This window comes from Bradyrhizobium centrosematis, assembly GCF_045571495.1.
Taxonomy (GTDB): domain Bacteria; phylum Pseudomonadota; class Alphaproteobacteria; order Rhizobiales; family Xanthobacteraceae; genus Bradyrhizobium; species Bradyrhizobium centrosematis.
This window is the reverse complement of the sequence record NZ_CP120703.1, coordinates 3,182,196-3,199,532: the sequence shown is the minus strand read 5'-3', so window position 1 is coordinate 3,199,532 and position 17,337 is coordinate 3,182,196. Positions and strand designations below refer to the sequence as shown.

The window sequence follows — 17,337 nt, the reverse complement described above, 5'->3', positions numbered from 1 at the left end:
AGCTGATTCCCGCTTACTTCGGACGCTTCGCGCCGTACTTCGAACGACGCTGCTTACGGTTCTTGACGCCCTGGGTATCCAGAACGCCGCGGAGGATGTGGTAGCGCACGCCGGGCAAGTCCTTGACGCGGCCGCCGCGGATCATGACCACCGAGTGCTCCTGAAGGTTATGGCCCTCGCCGGGGATGTAGCCGATCACCTCGAAACCGTTGGTCAGGCGCACCTTGGCGACCTTACGAAGCGCCGAGTTCGGCTTCTTCGGGGTCGTGGTGTAGACGCGGGTGCAAACACCACGCTTCTGCGGCGACTGCTGCAGCGCCGGCACCTTCTTGCGCGACTTCTGCACTTCACGCGGTTGAGCGATCAGCTGGTTGATCGTCGGCATCCTGGCCTTACCCTTTGTTCTGTCGCAGACCCTTCCGGATCCACTGTCTTGCTGCAGCCCGTTGCCGGGACTGCAAATTCTTTCGAGCCACCTGCCCGACGAGGCCGCCTTCGCGGAACAATCCGCACAAAGCGAAATTGCGCCAACCGCTCCATCAACGAGCGGAAAGCGCTTCGACGCCACAGAGGACCGCAGTATTTAGGCCGATCGGCGTAAAGCCGCGGCCCGCGCACTGAGGTCATGCATCCGAATTCGATCTCAAGAGAACGTGCTCAAGAGAACTAAAGTCGCACTGGCATTGCCTAGCTATGATCGACAGCGTTTGAGCGGCATTCGTCGAGGTTGGTGCCCGCCTTGAGCGACCCTTGAGGATCCAGGTCCTTCGGGGTCTAACGGGTGGCCCGTTCCGACGCTGGCGATGCTCACCGCCTGTCGTTAAGTGAGGCGCTTTCTATAAGTGAGAATCGCTCAAGTCAAGGCGAAACGACAGCCACAAAGCGCTTCAGGGACCTGTCAAAATCGCTGTTTGCCGCCCTCGCCGCACCGCCTGACATGGGACCGGAGCCTAGCCGGCAGACCATTTATATCCGGGTGAAACGAAACTTTATGACTCTCAGCGAGGGGCTTTTGCGCTTATGATGCGTTAAGGCGCTTTAACCCCTCCACTTCGGCGACGATCCGCGACGCACATCACCATGATTGGCGTCGGATGGCCCGGTCCGACCGACGCCGAAGTGTATCGGCTACACACGCTTATGTCGGCCAACCAATCTGCATGAGAGCCGTCTGCCCCCGGTCTCGAATCGAAGAACTCGCCGTCAGGCTCGCCCCGCACGCATATCGGCGACCGGAATCACGGACCCGCTGCGGGGCCCCGGTCACGCCTCGTCCTCGTCCTCGTCCCCGTCCTCCTCGAGGTCGTCCTCGTCATCCTGGTCTCTGTCGTCGGCATGAGCGCCCGCGCCGTGCGGCTGATGGATCTGGTCGTTCCAGAGCTTGCGATAGGTCCCATTCTTGGCCAGCAGCTGCGCGTGCGAGCCGCGTTCGATCGCCCTGCCCCCGGAAATCACGATGATCTCGTCCATCTCGACCACCGACGTCAGACGGTGGGTCGACCAGATCATGGTGCGGCCCTTGGCGACCTTGAGCAGCGTGCGGTTGATTGCGGCCTCCGTGGTCTGGTCCAGCGCGGAGGTGGCTTCGTCCAGAAGCAGCACCGAGGGGTTGCGGATGATGGCGCGCGCGATCGCGATGCGCTGGCGCTGTCCGCCCGACAGGGTGTCGCCGCGCTCGCCGACCGGGGTGTCATAGCGCTGCGGAAGGCTCATGATGTAGCGGTGGATCTCGGCCTTCTTGACCGCCTCCTCCACCTCCTCGTCGGTGGCGCCCTCCTTGCCGAGCCGGATGTTCTCCCGGATCGACATGTTGAACAGCATGTTCTCCTGGAACACCACCGCCATGCTCCGGCGCAACGAATCCAGCGTCACCTTGCGGACGTCGACGCCGTCGATGGTGACGCGCCCCTCGTCGGGCACGTACAGCCGCAGGATCAGATTGAGCAAGGTGCTCTTGCCGGAGCCGCTCGGGCCGACGATCGCAATGCGCTTACCCGCGTTCAGCTTGAGACTGAGATTGTCCAGCACCGGCGTCTGGCTGCCCTCGTACTGGAAGGTGACACGGTCGAAGGTGATGTCGTTGGTGATGCGGGGCAGATCGGGCGCGCCGGGACGATCGGCGCCGCGGGTCGGCTCGTCCAGCAGTTCCTGGATATGGCGGATCGCGGCGGCCGAGGAGATCGACACCGGGATGAAATGCATGACGTGGGCGATATTGTAGGAGACCTCCCAGAACGCACTCTCGAAGGTGACGAAGGTGCCGATGGTGATCTGGCCCTTAGTCGCCAGATAGGCGCCGATCGCGAGCACCACGAGGTGCAGCAACAAGACCGAGATGGTGACCGTCCGCTCCACCATGGTCGACAGGAACGCGGCCGAAGCGATCTTGTTGCGGGTCTCGTCGTTGCGGAAGGTGAAGAAGCCGAACATCTTGCGCTGCAGGCTGAATGCCTTGATCACCGCCTGCGCCGCCACGTTCTCCTGCACCATGCCGAGCAGCGCGCTCTCGTTGAGCTTCTGCTCGTAATTGGCCTGCACCGCCTTGGGCGTCAGGATCCGCGGGCCGATCAGCGTGATCGGGAACACCAGCAGCGCGACCACCGCGAGCTGCCAGTTCAGGAACACCATCAGGATGATGCCGGCGACCAGTTCCAGGAACGGCAGCGCGGCGCTGTTGGCGAAGGTCTTCACCGAGCCTTCGAAGGCCGAGAGGTCGACCGAGAAGCGCGACAAAATCTCGCCGCGCTTGGTGCGGCCGAAATACGCGGCCGGCAGGTCCTGGACGTGTTCGAACAGGCGCTTGCGGACGTCGGAGATGATGCAGGCCGCCAGCCGCGCATCCCAGCGCTCGTACCAGACGGCGATGATCGAGGTGAGGATGCCGGCGACCGCGAGCACGCCGAGGATCTTGTACAGCGCCTGGAAATCCTCCTCGCCGAGCGCGTCGTCGATCAGGAACTTGAGGCTGAGCGGCATGATGACGTTGAACAGCGTCTCGACGCAGACGCCGAACGCCACGAATGACAGCATCCGCTTGTAGTTCGACACGAAAGGCTTGACGAAACCGACGATGGTCGCGAGCGCACCGGCAGCTTCCCGCGCGGTGAAGACGACGAGATCCTCGTCCTCATCGTCGTCGTCGAGCTCCAGCTCGTCTTCCGCCTCGTCTTCGTCATCCTCGTCGTCTTCGAGGTCCGGCTTGGCAGCCGCGGCGAGCTTGTCGCCGAGCTCGACCGCCTCTTCCGCGGCGCGCTTCTGTTTGTCGGGCGAGAGAGGCTTGTCGTCGGGAGAGAGAGGCTTGGATGCCATGAAACCAACCGATGCTGACGGCCGGCATGACCGCAGAGAAAGCAGGATATAGCGGCAACCGCTATTGAACCGATTCTATGCGATCAGGATGAATTCGGCAAAACAATTGGCGAATTCGCGTGTTCTGTTCTGCCGCGCCACATGCACCCCGCTCCTCATCCCGAGGAGCCCCGCTTGGCGGACATCTCGAAGGATGGCCGCGGGCGCGAATGCGGCCTGCATGGTTTCGCCGCGCGATGCGAAGCATTGTCGGAGACGCGCGCCGCGCGGGCTAGTCCTCGTCCTCGACCTTGTCGAAGAAGGAATAGCGCAGACTGTCGGCGTCAGCGTACCACTGCCCCGGCCCCTTGTTGGCCGCGAGCGTCGCCTCCCAGAGCGCATCGGTGCAATCCTTGCGGTGCATCGACAGGTCGAAACCGTTGCCGAAGAACAGCTCGGACCATTCCCACCAAGTGCCGAGCTTCTTGACGCCGCGCAGCAGATCGTAGCGATCGATCAGAGCCGGAGCCATGTCCGAGGTGATCGAGCCGAACACGAGGCCGGTCTTGACCACGCGGTTGAGCTCGCGGATCGCACGCACCACCTGCTTCGGGGAAACGTGGCACAGGCTGGTCTCGAACACGAAGTCGAACGCGCCGTCCTTGAACGGCATGTCGGTGATCGAACCGAGCTTGTTGTACTTCTTCAGCGCCTTCGGCGTCTTGGCGTGGATGGCGCGGTTGTTCTCGATGCCGAAGGCATCGATGCCACGCTCGCGCAGCGCGCCGACCAGCTCGCCGCTGGCCGAGCCCGCGACGAGCAGCTTGGCGCCCTTCGTCTTGCCCCAGACGATGCCGAGCAGTTTGGTGAGATAATCAGGATCGGTGAAGTGGCGCCACGACTCGTGATAGGGACCGAGACCGCGATAGTTCTCGAAATAATCGCGATCGATCTTGTCGGAGAGCGGCTTGTCTTCCTGCGCGCGTTCCCGGCGCAGGCGCATCATCTCGGTCAAGATGATGTCGGTGGCGGCGTCCGAGGAGTCGAGCAGGCCGTTCAGCGTCGAGTCGAACAGATAGTCGCCGACCACGACGATGCCGGGATGCTCCTTCGGCTCCGGCCGGTGATTGGTCATGACGTCGCGCACGGGCAGACCGCCCGGTATGGCGTTCACCGACGACAGCCAGCGGTGGATCTTGCCTTCCATGAAGTGCGAGCGCGCATCGCCGAGCGAAGCCGGCAACGACTTCAGCGCGGCCTCGATCAGCTCCTGGTCCGACAGATTGGCGTAGGCCAGCGCGTCGGAGCCGGGAATCAGCCAATTCAGCACGCCGTGCTTGCCGACGTCGTGGCGCGCGCCCTCGTTGTAGACACAGCAGCCACCGAATGCTTCCGACATGAACCAGGCGCCGGGAATCTTCTCGCCCCAGAACGGCGTGTCGAACAGGATCGAGACGCGCAGGTAATGCGCGGGACGGTCGAAATAGGCGACGTGCTTGACCATCGACTTGCGCAGCTGTTCGCCTTCCCACCCCATGGTGGCGAGCCAGGAATGCGGGAGGCAGACCAGCACGAGATCGAAGTCACGTGTCTCTGGTCCCTTGCCATTCATCATCTTGAGCTGGTAGCGGCCGGTCGGCGCCTTGCCCACGGCGAGGACGCGGTGATTGAGCTGGATGTCGGCGTTGACCTCCGACTGCAGGCATTCGATCAGCTGCTCATTGCCGTTCTGGATGGAATAGAGGCCGATATAGCCGTCGACATCCATCAGATAGTTCTTGAGCGCATTGAGGCCGTTGGTGTTGTGGCTCTCGGTCGCGATGTCGGAGCGCGCCATCACCTTGAAAAAGCGCTTGGCGGTCTCGTCATCAACCTCCTCGTCGAGCACCTGCTCGGCGGTCTGGTAGGCCCAGGGATTCTCGTTGTCGTGCGCGCCGACGCCCTCGTAATACTCGATCGGCGACATCACCTCGGTGCAGCGCTTGCGGAAGGCCTCGATCGCAGCGGCGGTCTTGGCCCCGTATTTGCGGCGCATGCCGGGAACGTCGTTCAGCAGCTCGCCGCCGAGGTGCACCTGCTCGGCGTCCATCGGAATGGTCTGCAGCCCGAAATGCTGGATCAGCTCGCGCAGCGGATCCGGACCCGTCATCGAGTAGTCGTAGATCTCGGCAACGCCGGCCTCGTACATCGCCGGCGCGGAATCGAACTTGCGCGTGACGATCTTGCCGCCGAGCCGGTCCGAGGCCTCGTAGATGGTGACGCGACAGAGATCGCCGAGCTTGCGCTTCAGATACCAGGCGCTCATCAGCCCGCCAGGGCCGCCGCCTACGATTGCGAGATCAAGCATGTGAGTTCCGTGGTCTCCCGGTCCGCCCCCCTTCACGGGACCACCGGTCTAAACTCTCCTAGCAGAAGCGCTTTTACGCCTGAAGGAAAGATGAACAAAGGTTGGTCCCGCATCGCAGCAAGCGAAGAAAGCAACAAAAAGGCCGGCTTTCGCCGGCCTTTTCATTGTCCTCGGTATTCCTACGGATGAACCATCATTCCGCCGGCGGCAGCGCAGGAAGCTCCGCTTCCGGCGCGGGCGATACCACCGCCGCCTGCTTCTCGCGCTCATCCAAAATCAGCTTGTCGCGCTTCATGGCGACTTCGCGGATCTTGGCCATGGAGGCGCCGGTGCCCGCCGGGATCAGCCGGCCGACGATGACGTTCTCCTTGAGGCCTTCGAGCGGGTCGATCTTGCCGTTGACCGCCGCTTCCGTAAGGACGCGGGTGGTCTCCTGGAACGAGGCCGCCGAGAAGAACGAGCGGGTCTGCAGGCTCGCCTTGGTGATGCCGAGCAGAACCGGCGTTCCCGTGGCGGGCTTCTTGCCCTCTTCCTTGGCCTTCTCGTTCAGCGCGTCGAACTCGATCTTGTCGACCTGCTCGCCGGAGATCATGTCCGTGTCGCCCTGGTCGGTGACTTCGACCTTCTGGAGCATCTGACGGACAATCACCTCGATGTGCTTGTCGTTGATGAGCACGCCCTGGAGCCGGTAGACCTCCTGGATCTCGTTGACCAGATAGGCCGCGAGTTCCTCGATGCCCTTGACCGCCAGGATGTCGTGCGGCGCGGGGTTGCCTTCCACGATGAAGTCGCCCTTTTCGACGACGTCGCCGTCTTGAAGGTGGATGTGCTTGCCCTTCGGGATCAAGTACTCGCGCGGCTCGTCGGTCTTGTCCATCGGCTCGATCGAGATGCGACGCTTGTTCTTGTAGTCGCGCCCGAACCGGATGGTACCGGCGATCTCGGCGATGATCGCCGCATCCTTCGGACGCCGTGCCTCGAACAGCTCCGCCACCCGCGGCAGACCGCCGGTGATGTCACGCGTCTTGGCGCTTTCGGTCGAGACGCGGGCGAGGATGTCGCCCGGATTGACCTTGGCGCCGACGTCGACCGAGAGAATGGCGTCGACCGACAGCATGTAGCGGGCATCGCCGCCACGGGGCAGCTTGAGCACCTTGCCGTCCTTGCCCTTGACCACGATGGCCGGACGCAGGTCCGAGCCGCCGCGGGTCGAGCGCCAGTCGATGACCACGCGCTTGGCGATACCCGTGGCTTCGTCGAGCGTTTCCGAGATCGACTGCCCCTCGACCAGATCCTCGAAGCCGATGGTACCTTCGACCTCGGTGAGGAGCGGACGGGTGTAGGGATCCCACTCGACGACACGCTGGCCGCGCTTGACCATGTCACCTTCGTCGACGTGCAGGCGCGAGCCGTACTGGACGCGGTGCGTCGCACGCTCGGTGCCGTCGGCATCGACGATCGCCACCACCATGTTGCGCACCATCGCGATCAGGTGACCTTCGCTGTTGCGGGCGATGGCCTTGTTCCTGATCACGACCTTGCCGTCGAAATTGGCTTCGACGAAGGACTGCTCGTTGAGCTGCGCCGCACCACCGATGTGGAAGGTGCGCATGGTGAGCTGGGTTCCCGGCTCGCCGATCGACTGCGCCGCGATGACGCCGACCGCTTCGCCGTGATTGACCGGCGTGCCGCGGGCGAGGTCGCGGCCATAGCACTTGCCGCAGATGCCGTTGACGAGCTCGCAGGTCAGCGCCGAGCGGATCTTCACCTCCTGGATGCCGGCCTGATGGATGGCATCCACGTGGCTTTCTTCCATCAGCGTGTCGCGCTTGATGATCACCTTGCCCGAGCTGTCACGCACGTCTTCGCAGGCCGTGCGTCCGAGGATGCGCGAGCCGAGCGAAGCGACGACGGTGCCCGCATCGACGATGGCGCGCATCTTGATGCCGAGCTTGGTGCCGCAGTCGCTCTGCGTGATGATGCAGTCCTGCGCGACGTCGACGAGACGACGGGTCAGGTAGCCCGAGTTCGCGGTCTTCAACGCGGTGTCCGCGAGGCCCTTGCGGGCGCCGTGGGTCGAGTTGAAGTACTCGAGCACCGAGAGGCCTTCCTTGAAGTTCGAGATGATCGGCGTCTCGATGATCTCACCCGACGGCTTGGCCATCAGGCCGCGCATGCCGGCGAGCTGGCGCATCTGGGCCGGCGAACCGCGGGCACCGGAGTGGGCCATCATGTAGATCGAGTTGATGTCGGCATCGGCTCCGCTCGCCGTCTTCTTGGTGGCGGAGATCTCCTTCATCATCGCCTTGGCGATTTCTTCCGTGGCCTTCGACCAGGCGTCGACGACCTTGTTGTACTTCTCGCCATGGGTGATCAGGCCGTCGTTGTACTGCTGCTCGAAATCCTTCGCTAGCGTACGGGTGGTGTCGACGATCTTCCACTTGCCGTGCGGCACGACCATGTCGTCCTTGCCGAACGAGATGCCGGCCTTGAACGCATTGTAGAAGCCGAGCGCCATGATGCGGTCGCAGAAGATCACCGTCTCCTTCTGACCGCAGTGGCGGTAGACCTGGTCGATGACGCCCGAGATCTCGCGCTTGGTCATCAGCTTGTTGATGATCTCGTACGTGACGCGCGGGTGCTTCGGCAGCAGATTGCCGAGCATGACGCGTCCCGCCGTGGTCTCGATCCAGCGCTTGGAGACCTTGCCCGTCTCGTCCATGCCTTCCCACCGGTACTTGATCTTGGTGTGGAGGTGGATGACCTTCGCGTGCAGGGCGTGCTCGAGCTCGGCCATGTCGCCGAACGCCTTGCCCTCGCCGGGCAGGCCTTCGCGCATGATCGAGACGTAGTAGAGACCGAGCACGATGTCCTGCGACGGCACGATGATCGGCTGACCGTTGGCCGGATGCAGGATGTTGTTGGTCGACATCATCAGGACGCGCGCTTCCAGCTGCGCTTCGAGCGACAGCGGGACGTGCACGGCCATCTGGTCGCCGTCGAAGTCGGCGTTGAAGGCGGAGCAGACCAGCGGGTGCAGCTGGATCGCCTTGCCCTCGATCAGCACGGGCTCGAACGCCTGGATGCCGAGGCGGTGCAGCGTCGGTGCGCGGTTGAGCAGCACCGGATGCTCGCGGATGACCTCATCCAGGATGTCCCAGACCTCGGGCCGCTCCTTCTCGACCAGCTTCTTCGCCTGCTTCACGGTGGTGGACAGGCCCTTGGCGTCGAGCCGCGAGTAGATGAACGGCTTGAACAGCTCGAGCGCCATCTTCTTCGGCAGGCCGCACTGATGCAGGCGCAGCTCGGGACCGACCACGATCACCGAACGGCCCGAATAGTCGACGCGCTTGCCGAGCAGGTTCTGACGGAAGCGGCCCTGCTTGCCCTTGAGCATGTCGGCGAGCGACTTCAGCGGGCGCTTGTTGGCGCCCGTGATGACGCGGCCGCGGCGGCCGTTGTCGAACAGCGCATCGACCGCTTCCTGAAGCATGCGCTTCTCGTTGCGGATGATGATGTCGGGAGCGCGCAGCTCCATCAGGCGCTTCAACCGGTTGTTGCGGTTGATGACGCGGCGATAGAGGTCGTTGAGGTCCGAGGTCGCGAAGCGGCCGCCATCCAGCGGCACCAGCGGACGCAGGTCCGGCGGAATCACGGGAACCACGGTCATGATCATCCATTCCGGCTTGTTGCCGGAATGGCGGAACGCTTCCACGATCTTCAGGCGCTTGGCGAGCTTCTTGTGCTTGATGTCGGAGTCGGTCTCCTGCATCTCGACGCGAAGCGAGGCCTCCAGCTTCTCGAGGTCCATGCCCTTGAGCAGCTCGCGGATCGCCTCGGCACCGATCATGGCGGTGAAGCTATCCTGGCCGTACTCGTCCTGCGCCTTCAGGTACTCGTCTTCCGACAGCAGCTGACGGTCCTTGAGCGCGGTGAGCCCCGGCTCGAGCACGACGTAATATTCGAAGTAGAGGATCCGCTCGAGATCCTTCAGCGTCATGTCCAGCAGGAGGCCGATGCGCGAGGGCAGCGACTTCAGGAACCAGATGTGGGCGACGGGAGCTGCGAGCTCGATATGGCCCATGCGCTCGCGCCGAACACGCGACAGCGTGACTTCGACCGAGCACTTCTCGCAGATGATGCCCTTGTACTTCATGCGCTTGTACTTGCCGCACAAGCACTCGTAGTCCTTGATCGGCCCGAAGATGCGGGCGCAGAATAGGCCGTCGCGCTCGGGCTTGAAGGTGCGGTAGTTGATGGTCTCCGGCTTCTTGATCTCGCCGTAGGACCAGGACAGAATCTTCTCTGGAGACGCGATCGAGATCCGGATCTGGTCGAAGACCTGAGCCGGCGTCGTCGGGTTGAAGAGATTCATAATTTCTTGGTTCATCGTCTTCTCCTCGCGTGCCGGTCGCCTCCGGCCGCAAATTCGAAAATCACTTCTGCACGGCGCCCTGCCCTCAAGGCCTCGGGCCGGGCGCCGATGCCCGGCCGCGAAGGCCGGGCATGACAGGTCGAATTACTCGGCCGCTTCCGACGTCGGCGCCGGTCCCATCTTGGAGTTATGCAGGTCGACGTTGAGGCCGAGCGAGCGCATTTCCTTGACCAGCACGTTGAACGATTCCGGAATACCGGCCTCGAACGTGTCGTCGCCGCGCACGATCGCCTCGTACACCTTGGTACGGCCGGCGACGTCGTCCGACTTCACCGTCAACATCTCCTGGAGCGTGTACGCCGCGCCGTAAGCCTCGAGCGCCCACACCTCCATTTCGCCGAAACGCTGGCCGCCGAACTGCGCCTTGCCGCCCAGCGGCTGCTGGGTAACGAGCGAGTACGGACCGATCGAACGCGCGTGGATCTTGTCGTCGACCAGATGGTGCAGCTTGAGCATGTAGATGTAGCCCACCGTCACCTTGCGATCGAAGGCATCGCCGGTGCGGCCGTCATAGACGGTCGACTGGCCCGACGCATCGAGACCGGCAAGCTTCAGCATCTCCTCGATGTCGGCTTCCTTGGCGCCGTCGAACACCGGGGTTGCGATCGGCACGCCACGGCTGAGGTTATGGCCGAGCTCGAGCAGCTCGTTGTCGTTGAGCGACTTGATCGTCTCGTCCTCGCCGTAGACCTTCTTCAAGGTTTCCTTCAGCGGCTTGATGTCCTGCTTCGACAAGTACGCATCGACCGTCTGGCCGATACGCTTGCCGAGGCCGGCACAGGCCCAGCCGAGATGGGTCTCGAGGATCTGTCCGACGTTCATGCGCGAGGGCACGCCGAGCGGATTGAGCACGATGTCAGCATGCGTGCCGTCCTCAAGGAACGGCATGTCCTCGATCGGCACGATCTTCGACACCACGCCCTTGTTGCCGTGGCGGCCGGCCATCTTGTCCCCGGGCTGGATCTTGCGCTTCACCGCGACGAAGACCTTGACCATCTTCATCACGCCGGGCGGCAATTCGTCACCGCGCTGAAGCTTCTCGACCTTGTCGAGGAAGCGCTGTTCCAGCCCCTTCTTCGACTCGTCGTACTGCTTCCGCATGGCCTCGATCTCGGCCATCAGCTTGTCGTTCGGCGAAGCGAACAGCCACCATTGCGACTTCGGGTACTCCTCGAGCACCGCGCGGGTGATCTTGGTGTCCTTCTTGAAGCCCTTGGGACCTGCGATGCCCTGCCGCCCCTCGAGGAGCTCGGCAAGACGGTTGTAGACGTTGCGGTCCAGGATCGCCTGCTCGTCGTCGCGGTCCTTGGCCAGACGCTCGATCTCTTCCCGCTCGATCGCCAGCGCACGCTCGTCCTTGTCGACGCCGTGACGGTTGAACACGCGCACTTCCACGATCGTGCCCTGCACGCCCGGAGGAACGCGCAGCGAGGTATCGCGGACGTCGGAGGCCTTTTCGCCGAAGATGGCGCGCAGCAGCTTCTCTTCCGGCGTCATCGGGCTCTCGCCCTTCGGCGTGATCTTGCCGACCAGGATGTCGCCGGCGCGCACTTCCGCGCCGATGTAGACGATACCGGCTTCGTCGAGGTTCTTCAGCGCTTCTTCCGAGACGTTCGGAATGTCGCGGGTGATTTCCTCAGGTCCGAGCTTGGTGTCGCGGGCCATCACCTCGAATTCCTCGATGTGGATCGAGGTGAAGACGTCTTCCTTCACGATCCGCTCGGAGAGTAGGATCGAGTCTTCGAAGTTGTAGCCGTTCCACGGCATGAACGCGACCAGCACGTTGCGCCCCAGCGCGAGCTCGCCGAGATCGGTCGACGGACCGTCGGCGATGATGTCGCCCTTCTTGACGATGTCGCCGACCTTCACCAGCGGACGCTGGTTGATGCAGGTCGATTGGTTGGAGCGCTGATACTTCATCAGACGGTAGATATCGACGCCCGACTTGGTCGGATCGAGATCTTCCGTGGCGCGGATGACGACGCGGGTAGCATCGATCTGGTCGATCACGCCCGAACGGCGCGCCGCGATCGCGGCGCCCGAGTCACGCGCAACCACGCCCTCCATGCCGGTGCCGACGAACGGCGCCTCGGCGCGAACCAGCGGCACCGCCTGGCGCTGCATGTTCGAGCCCATCAGCGCGCGGTTGGCGTCGTCGTTCTCGAGGAACGGGATCAGCGCCGCGGCGACCGAAACGAGCTGCTTCGGCGACACGTCCATGTAGTCGACCTTGTCCGGCGTCACCGGCAAGACTTCGCCGGCATGACGACAGACGACGAGGTCTTCGGTGAAGCGGCCCTTCGGGTCGAGCGGCACGTTGGCCTGCGCGACTGTGTAGCGGCCCTCTTCCATTGCCGAGAGGTACACGACCTCGTCGGTGACGCGGCCGTCCTTGACCTTGCGGTACGGCGTCTCGACGAAGCCGTACTTGTTCACGCGCGCGAAGGTCGCGAGCGAGTTGATCAGGCCGATGTTCGGACCTTCCGGCGTCTCGATCGGGCAGATGCGGCCGTAATGCGTCGGATGCACGTCGCGGACCTCGAAGCCGGCGCGCTCGCGGGTCAGACCGCCCGGTCCAAGTGCCGACAGGCGGCGCTTGTGGGTGATCTCCGAGAGCGGGTTGGTCTGGTCCATGAACTGCGAGAGCTGCGAGGAGCCGAAGAACTCGCGCACCGCCGCAGCCGCAGGCTTCGCGTTGATCAGGTCCTGCGGCATGACCGTGTCGATGTCGACGGAGGACATGCGCTCCTTGATCGCGCGCTCCATGCGCAACAGGCCGATGCGGTACTGGTTCTCCATGAGCTCGCCGACCGAACGCACACGACGGTTGCCGAGATGGTCGATGTCGTCGATCTCGCCCTTACCGTCGCGCAGGTCCACCAGCGTCTTGATGACGGCAAGGATGTCCTCCTTGCGCAGCGTGCGCTGGGTGTCGGGCGCATCGAGGTCCAGGCGCATGTTCATCTTGACGCGGCCGACCGCGGAGAGGTCGTAGCGCTCGGCGTCGAAGAACAGCGACTGGAACATGGCCTGCGCCGAATCCAGCGTCGGCGGCTCGCCCGGACGCATCACGCGGTAGATGTCGAACAGCGCGTCCTCGCGCGTCATGTTCTTGTCGGCCGAGAGCGTGTTGCGGATGTACGGGCCGACATTGACGTGGTCGATGTCGAGCAACGGCAGTTCCTTGTAGCCCTGCTCGTTGAGACCCTTCATCAGCTTGTCGGTGATCTCCTCGCCGGCTTCGGCATGGATTTCACCCGTCTTCGGGTTGACGAGGTCCTCGGCGACATAGTTGCCCACCAACTCTTCGTCCGCCATGCGCAACGCCTTCAGCCCCTTCTCCTGGAGCTGGCGGGCGGCACGGACGGTGAGCTTCTTGCCGGCCTCGAGCACGACCTTGCCGGTATCGGCGTCGATCAGGTCGTTGACGGTCGAGTAGCCGCGGAAACGGTTGGCGTCGAACGGAACGCGCCAGCCTTCCTTGGTCCGCTTGTACAGGATCTTCTTGTAGAACGTCGAAAGGATCGCCTCGCCGTCCAGCCCGAGCGCGAACATCAGCGACGTCACCGGAATCTTGCGGCGACGGTCGATACGCGCATAGACGATGTCCTTGGCGTCGAACTCGATGTCGAGCCAGGAGCCGCGGTAAGGGATGACGCGGGCGGCGAACAGCAGCTTGCCCGAGGAATGGGTCTTGCCCTTGTCGTGGTCGAAGAACACGCCGGGCGAGCGGTGCATCTGCGAGACGATGACGCGCTCGGTGCCGTTGACGATGAAGGTGCCGTTCATCGTCATGAGCGGGATGTCGCCCATGTAGACGTCCTGCTCCTTGATGTCCTTCACCGACTTAGCGCCGGTTTCCTCGTCGATATCGAACACGATGAGGCGCAGCGTCACCTTGAGGGGAGCCGCGAAGGTCATGCCGCGCTGGCGGCACTCGTCGACGTCGTATTTCGGCTGCTCGAACTCGTAGCGGACGAACTCCAGCATCGAGGTGCCCGAGAAGTCGGAGATCGGAAACACCGAGCGGAACACCGCCTGCAGACCCTCGTCGAGACGGCCACCCGGGGGTTCATCGACCATCAGGAACTGGTCATAGGACGCCTTCTGAACCTCGATGAGGTTCGGCATCTCGGCGACTTCCTTGATGTGTCCGAAGAACTTGCGAACGCGTTTGCGACCGGTGAATGTCTGCTGCGCCATCGTGGCCTCTCATTTTCGTCGCCCGCTCTGGGCGCGCCGTCCAGGACGCGGCTGCCACCGCTCCCCGGGTTGAATTTTTCGAACCCGTTTTGGGGCCGCAGACTCAGTTTCAGGCCAGAATGTCCTGAATCTGTTCTTCAGACCTTCAAAACGCAAAACGACGCGCGGGGCGCTGGTGCGCGCCCGCCCGTCACAACGATTGTCTTCACGGACTGCAAAAGCCCGAAATAGCCTGCTCTCCCAACGGCTTACAGGGAAATCCGGCCTCCCTGCCCACCGCGCTTTCGTGCTGCCGACCCGATATGGGGCGACAATAGTGCAGATTCGAGGGTCGAACCCTCAAATCCCCACACTTTTTCGTGTTCGGCCCGCGTCGGGACGTTCCGTCGCACGCCTTTTGCATCCGGCCCCGGTCTTTCCGATCGTCATGGCCGGGCTTGACCCGGCCATCAACGATCTTGGGGCGAGATCCCGGGTCACGCTGCGCGAGCCCGGGATTTCACTGAGGTAACGCGCGTTACTTCAGCTCGACCTTGGCGCCAGCCTTCTCGAGCTGGGCCTTGATCTTGTCGGCTTCTTCCTTGTTCACGCCTTCCTTCAGCGGCTTCGGAGCACCCTCGACGAGGTCCTTTGCTTCCTTCAGGCCGAGACCGGTGATGGCGCGGACTTCCTTGATGACCTCGATCTTCTTGTCGCCGGCGCTGGCGAGAACGACCGTGAACTCGGTCTTCTCTTCCGCCGGAGCGGCAGCACCGCCGCCAGCACCAGCCGGGCCGGCCACGGCGACGGCCGCGGCAGCCGAAACGCCCCACTTCTCTTCGAGGAGCTTTGCGAGTTCGGCAGCTTCGAGCACGGTGAGGCTCGAGAGGTCGTCAACGATCTTCTGCAAGTCAGCCATTGTTCAGTTTCCTTAAGTGTAAGTCTGGTTCGGGTTTGAGTTTTGCGAAGGGCGTCAGGCCGCTTCGCCCTTTGAGGCATGAGCCTGGATGACGCGCGCGAGCTTGCCCGCGGGCGCGTTGGCGAGCTGGGCCAGCTTGGTCGCCGGGGCCACGATGAGGCCGACGATCTTGCCGCGCAGTTCGTCAAGCGACGGCAGCGAGGCAAGCGCCTTCACCCCGTCGACATTCAGGACGGTCTTGCCCATCGAGCCGCCGACGATGACGAACTTTTCGTTCGCCTTGGCGAATTCGATGGCGACCTTTGGCGCCGCTACCGGATCGTTCGAAGTGGCGATCACGGTCGGTCCCTTCAGCATGGGACCGATGGCAACGACGTCAGTGCCTTCAAGAGCAATTTTGGCGAGACGGTTCTTCGAGACCTTCACCGAGGCGCCAGCCTGCTTCATCTGCTTGCGCAGGGTCTGCATCTGGGCGACGGTCAGGCCGGAATATTGAGCAACGATCGCGACGCTCGTGGTCTTGAAGACCTCGTTGAGCTGTTCGACCGCCTCTTTTTTTGCCGCTCGTTCCACAGCAAGCTCTCTCCGGTTGGCGGTCATCGCGAAAAGCGGGACCGCCGGGTTGCACCCATCGTCCCGCCCAAACCTGAACCTCGGGGCCAAACCCTTCGGACACGCCGGGCAAGACGACAATTCAAAGCCTGCCCTCCGGAAGCCCCTAGAGGCCCGCGGCGTGTCGAGGTCCGAACCAGACCCGTTTCGCGAACCAGCTTAAAGCTGGGTGCGAAGTCAAATCCGGTCTTCACCCGTCTATGCAGGCCATGCGATTAAGCCGTTGAGAAATCGAAACTCCTCGCGGGCGCCTGCAGTCTTGGACAGGACAAGGTCAGCCGGCGAACCGCCCGACCTCTGCCCGCATCCCACCAACCGACGGATTTTCCTTCCTTTTCCGGCAAATCCTTGCGGACGTCCTGAAAAGGAATGATCTCCTGTCGTGTCAGGTTTTCGGAATGCGTGCACGAACGCGCCAGCCGAGGCCGGCACGTCCGGAGGCGGTTCTTTAACCGCTCCGGGCCTGCTTGCCAAGAGCAAAATTCACACCAGTTCCAATCCGTTGCCGGCCGGGCTTGAGGCGGGCCGACAAGGGCCGATTCAGGCCGATTTGACCGCATAGGGCAGCGGTTTGCCCTCGAAGAACGCAGTCAGGTTCGCCAGGACGCAGGCCTGCATCGCGACGTGCGATTCGAGGGTGTGGCCGCCGATATGGGGCGCAAACACCACGTTCGGCAGGGCAGTCAGGGCGTCGGGGGCGTGCGGCTCCTTCTCGAACACGTCGAGGCCGGCGCCGGCGATGGCCTTGTCGGTCAGGGCCGCCACGAGGGCGTTCTGGTCGATCACCGATCCGCGGGAAATGTTGACGACATAGCCGTCCGCGCCGAGACGTTGAAGAATGTCCGCGTTGACGACGTGCTGGGTGTCGGCCCCTGCCCGCACCGCGATCATCAGCACGCTGCACCACTCGGCCAGCGCCTCCAGCGACGGAAAATATTGATAGGGCAGATCGTATCGGGTGCGGCTGAAATAGCCGACTTCACTCTCGAAGGCGGCGCAGCGGGCGGCGATCTTGCGGCCGATTTCGCCCATGCCGTAGACGCCGATGCGGCGGCCGGGCATGCCGGCCTGCGGCCGCATCATCGGCGACGGCTTCGACGCCGCCCAGTCGCCACTGCGGACATATTGGTCGGCAATCAGGAGCCGCCGCGTCGTCGCCAGCATCAGCGTCATCGCGATATCGGCGACCGAGGCGGCGTTGGCGCCCGGACTGTGGCCGACCGCGATGTTGCGGGCGGCAGCTGCCCTGAGGTCGACGCCGTCATAGCCGGTGCCGTAGCAGACGATGGCGCCGAGCTTCGGAAACATGTCCATCGCCTCGGCACCGAGCGGCGAGCCGCCGGCGGTCAGCAGCGCACGGATGCTGCCGAGTTCGTCGGCCGGAAACACGTCTCGCGCCGGTTTGCCGCCGGTGTCGAGCAATTCGAACCGCTCGGCAAAGCGCGCCATCATGGTCTTGGGAAAGCGCGAATAGATCAGGACCTTGTCAGCCATTGTTCTTGTTTCCGGTAAGCGCCGACGAAAATGGAAAGGGGCGGAATCGGTCGCCCGATT

Annotated in this window: 8 protein-coding genes; all 8 read right to left on the bottom strand. The window is 63.3% G+C overall.

Annotated elements, in window-relative coordinates:
• Positions 1-13: 13 nt before the first annotated feature.
• Entirely contained in the window at positions 14-385 is a 372-nt protein-coding gene (gene rpsL, locus P6U31_RS15340; protein ID WP_007603006.1) for a 30S ribosomal protein S12, read from the bottom strand.
• A gap of 878 nt (positions 386-1,263) precedes the next feature.
• Complete coding sequence (locus tag P6U31_RS15335) at positions 1,264-3,309, bottom strand: ABC transporter ATP-binding protein (RefSeq protein WP_407189249.1); 2,046 nt, start codon at positions 3,307-3,309, stop codon at positions 1,264-1,266.
• Positions 3,310-3,580: 271 nt separating this feature from the next.
• Positions 3,581-5,635 carry an FAD-dependent oxidoreductase gene (locus P6U31_RS15330; RefSeq protein WP_407189248.1) on the bottom strand — a complete coding sequence of 685 codons (2,055 nt, stop codon included), beginning with the start codon at positions 5,633-5,635 and terminating at the stop codon, positions 3,581-3,583.
• Between the two features lie 193 nt (positions 5,636-5,828).
• Positions 5,829-10,025 (bottom strand): DNA-directed RNA polymerase subunit beta', encoded by a 4,197-nt coding sequence (rpoC, locus tag P6U31_RS15325; protein ID WP_407189247.1) that lies wholly within the window; start codon positions 10,023-10,025, stop codon positions 5,829-5,831.
• Positions 10,026-10,154: 129 nt separating this feature from the next.
• Entirely contained in the window at positions 10,155-14,273 is a 4,119-nt protein-coding gene (gene rpoB / locus P6U31_RS15320; RefSeq protein WP_407189246.1) for a DNA-directed RNA polymerase subunit beta, read from the bottom strand.
• Positions 14,274-14,790: 517 nt separating this feature from the next.
• Positions 14,791-15,171 carry a 50S ribosomal protein L7/L12 gene (gene rplL / locus P6U31_RS15315; protein ID WP_122402689.1) on the bottom strand — a complete coding sequence of 127 codons (381 nt, stop codon included), beginning with the start codon at positions 15,169-15,171 and terminating at the stop codon, positions 14,791-14,793.
• Positions 15,172-15,225: 54 nt separating this feature from the next.
• Complete coding sequence (gene rplJ, locus P6U31_RS15310; protein WP_128926350.1) at positions 15,226-15,744, bottom strand: 50S ribosomal protein L10; 519 nt, start codon at positions 15,742-15,744, stop codon at positions 15,226-15,228.
• A 579-nt stretch (positions 15,745-16,323) separates the two neighbouring features.
• Complete coding sequence (locus P6U31_RS15305; protein WP_407189245.1) at positions 16,324-17,277, bottom strand: 2-hydroxyacid dehydrogenase; 954 nt, start codon at positions 17,275-17,277, stop codon at positions 16,324-16,326.
• Between the last annotated feature and the right edge of the window lie 60 nt (positions 17,278-17,337).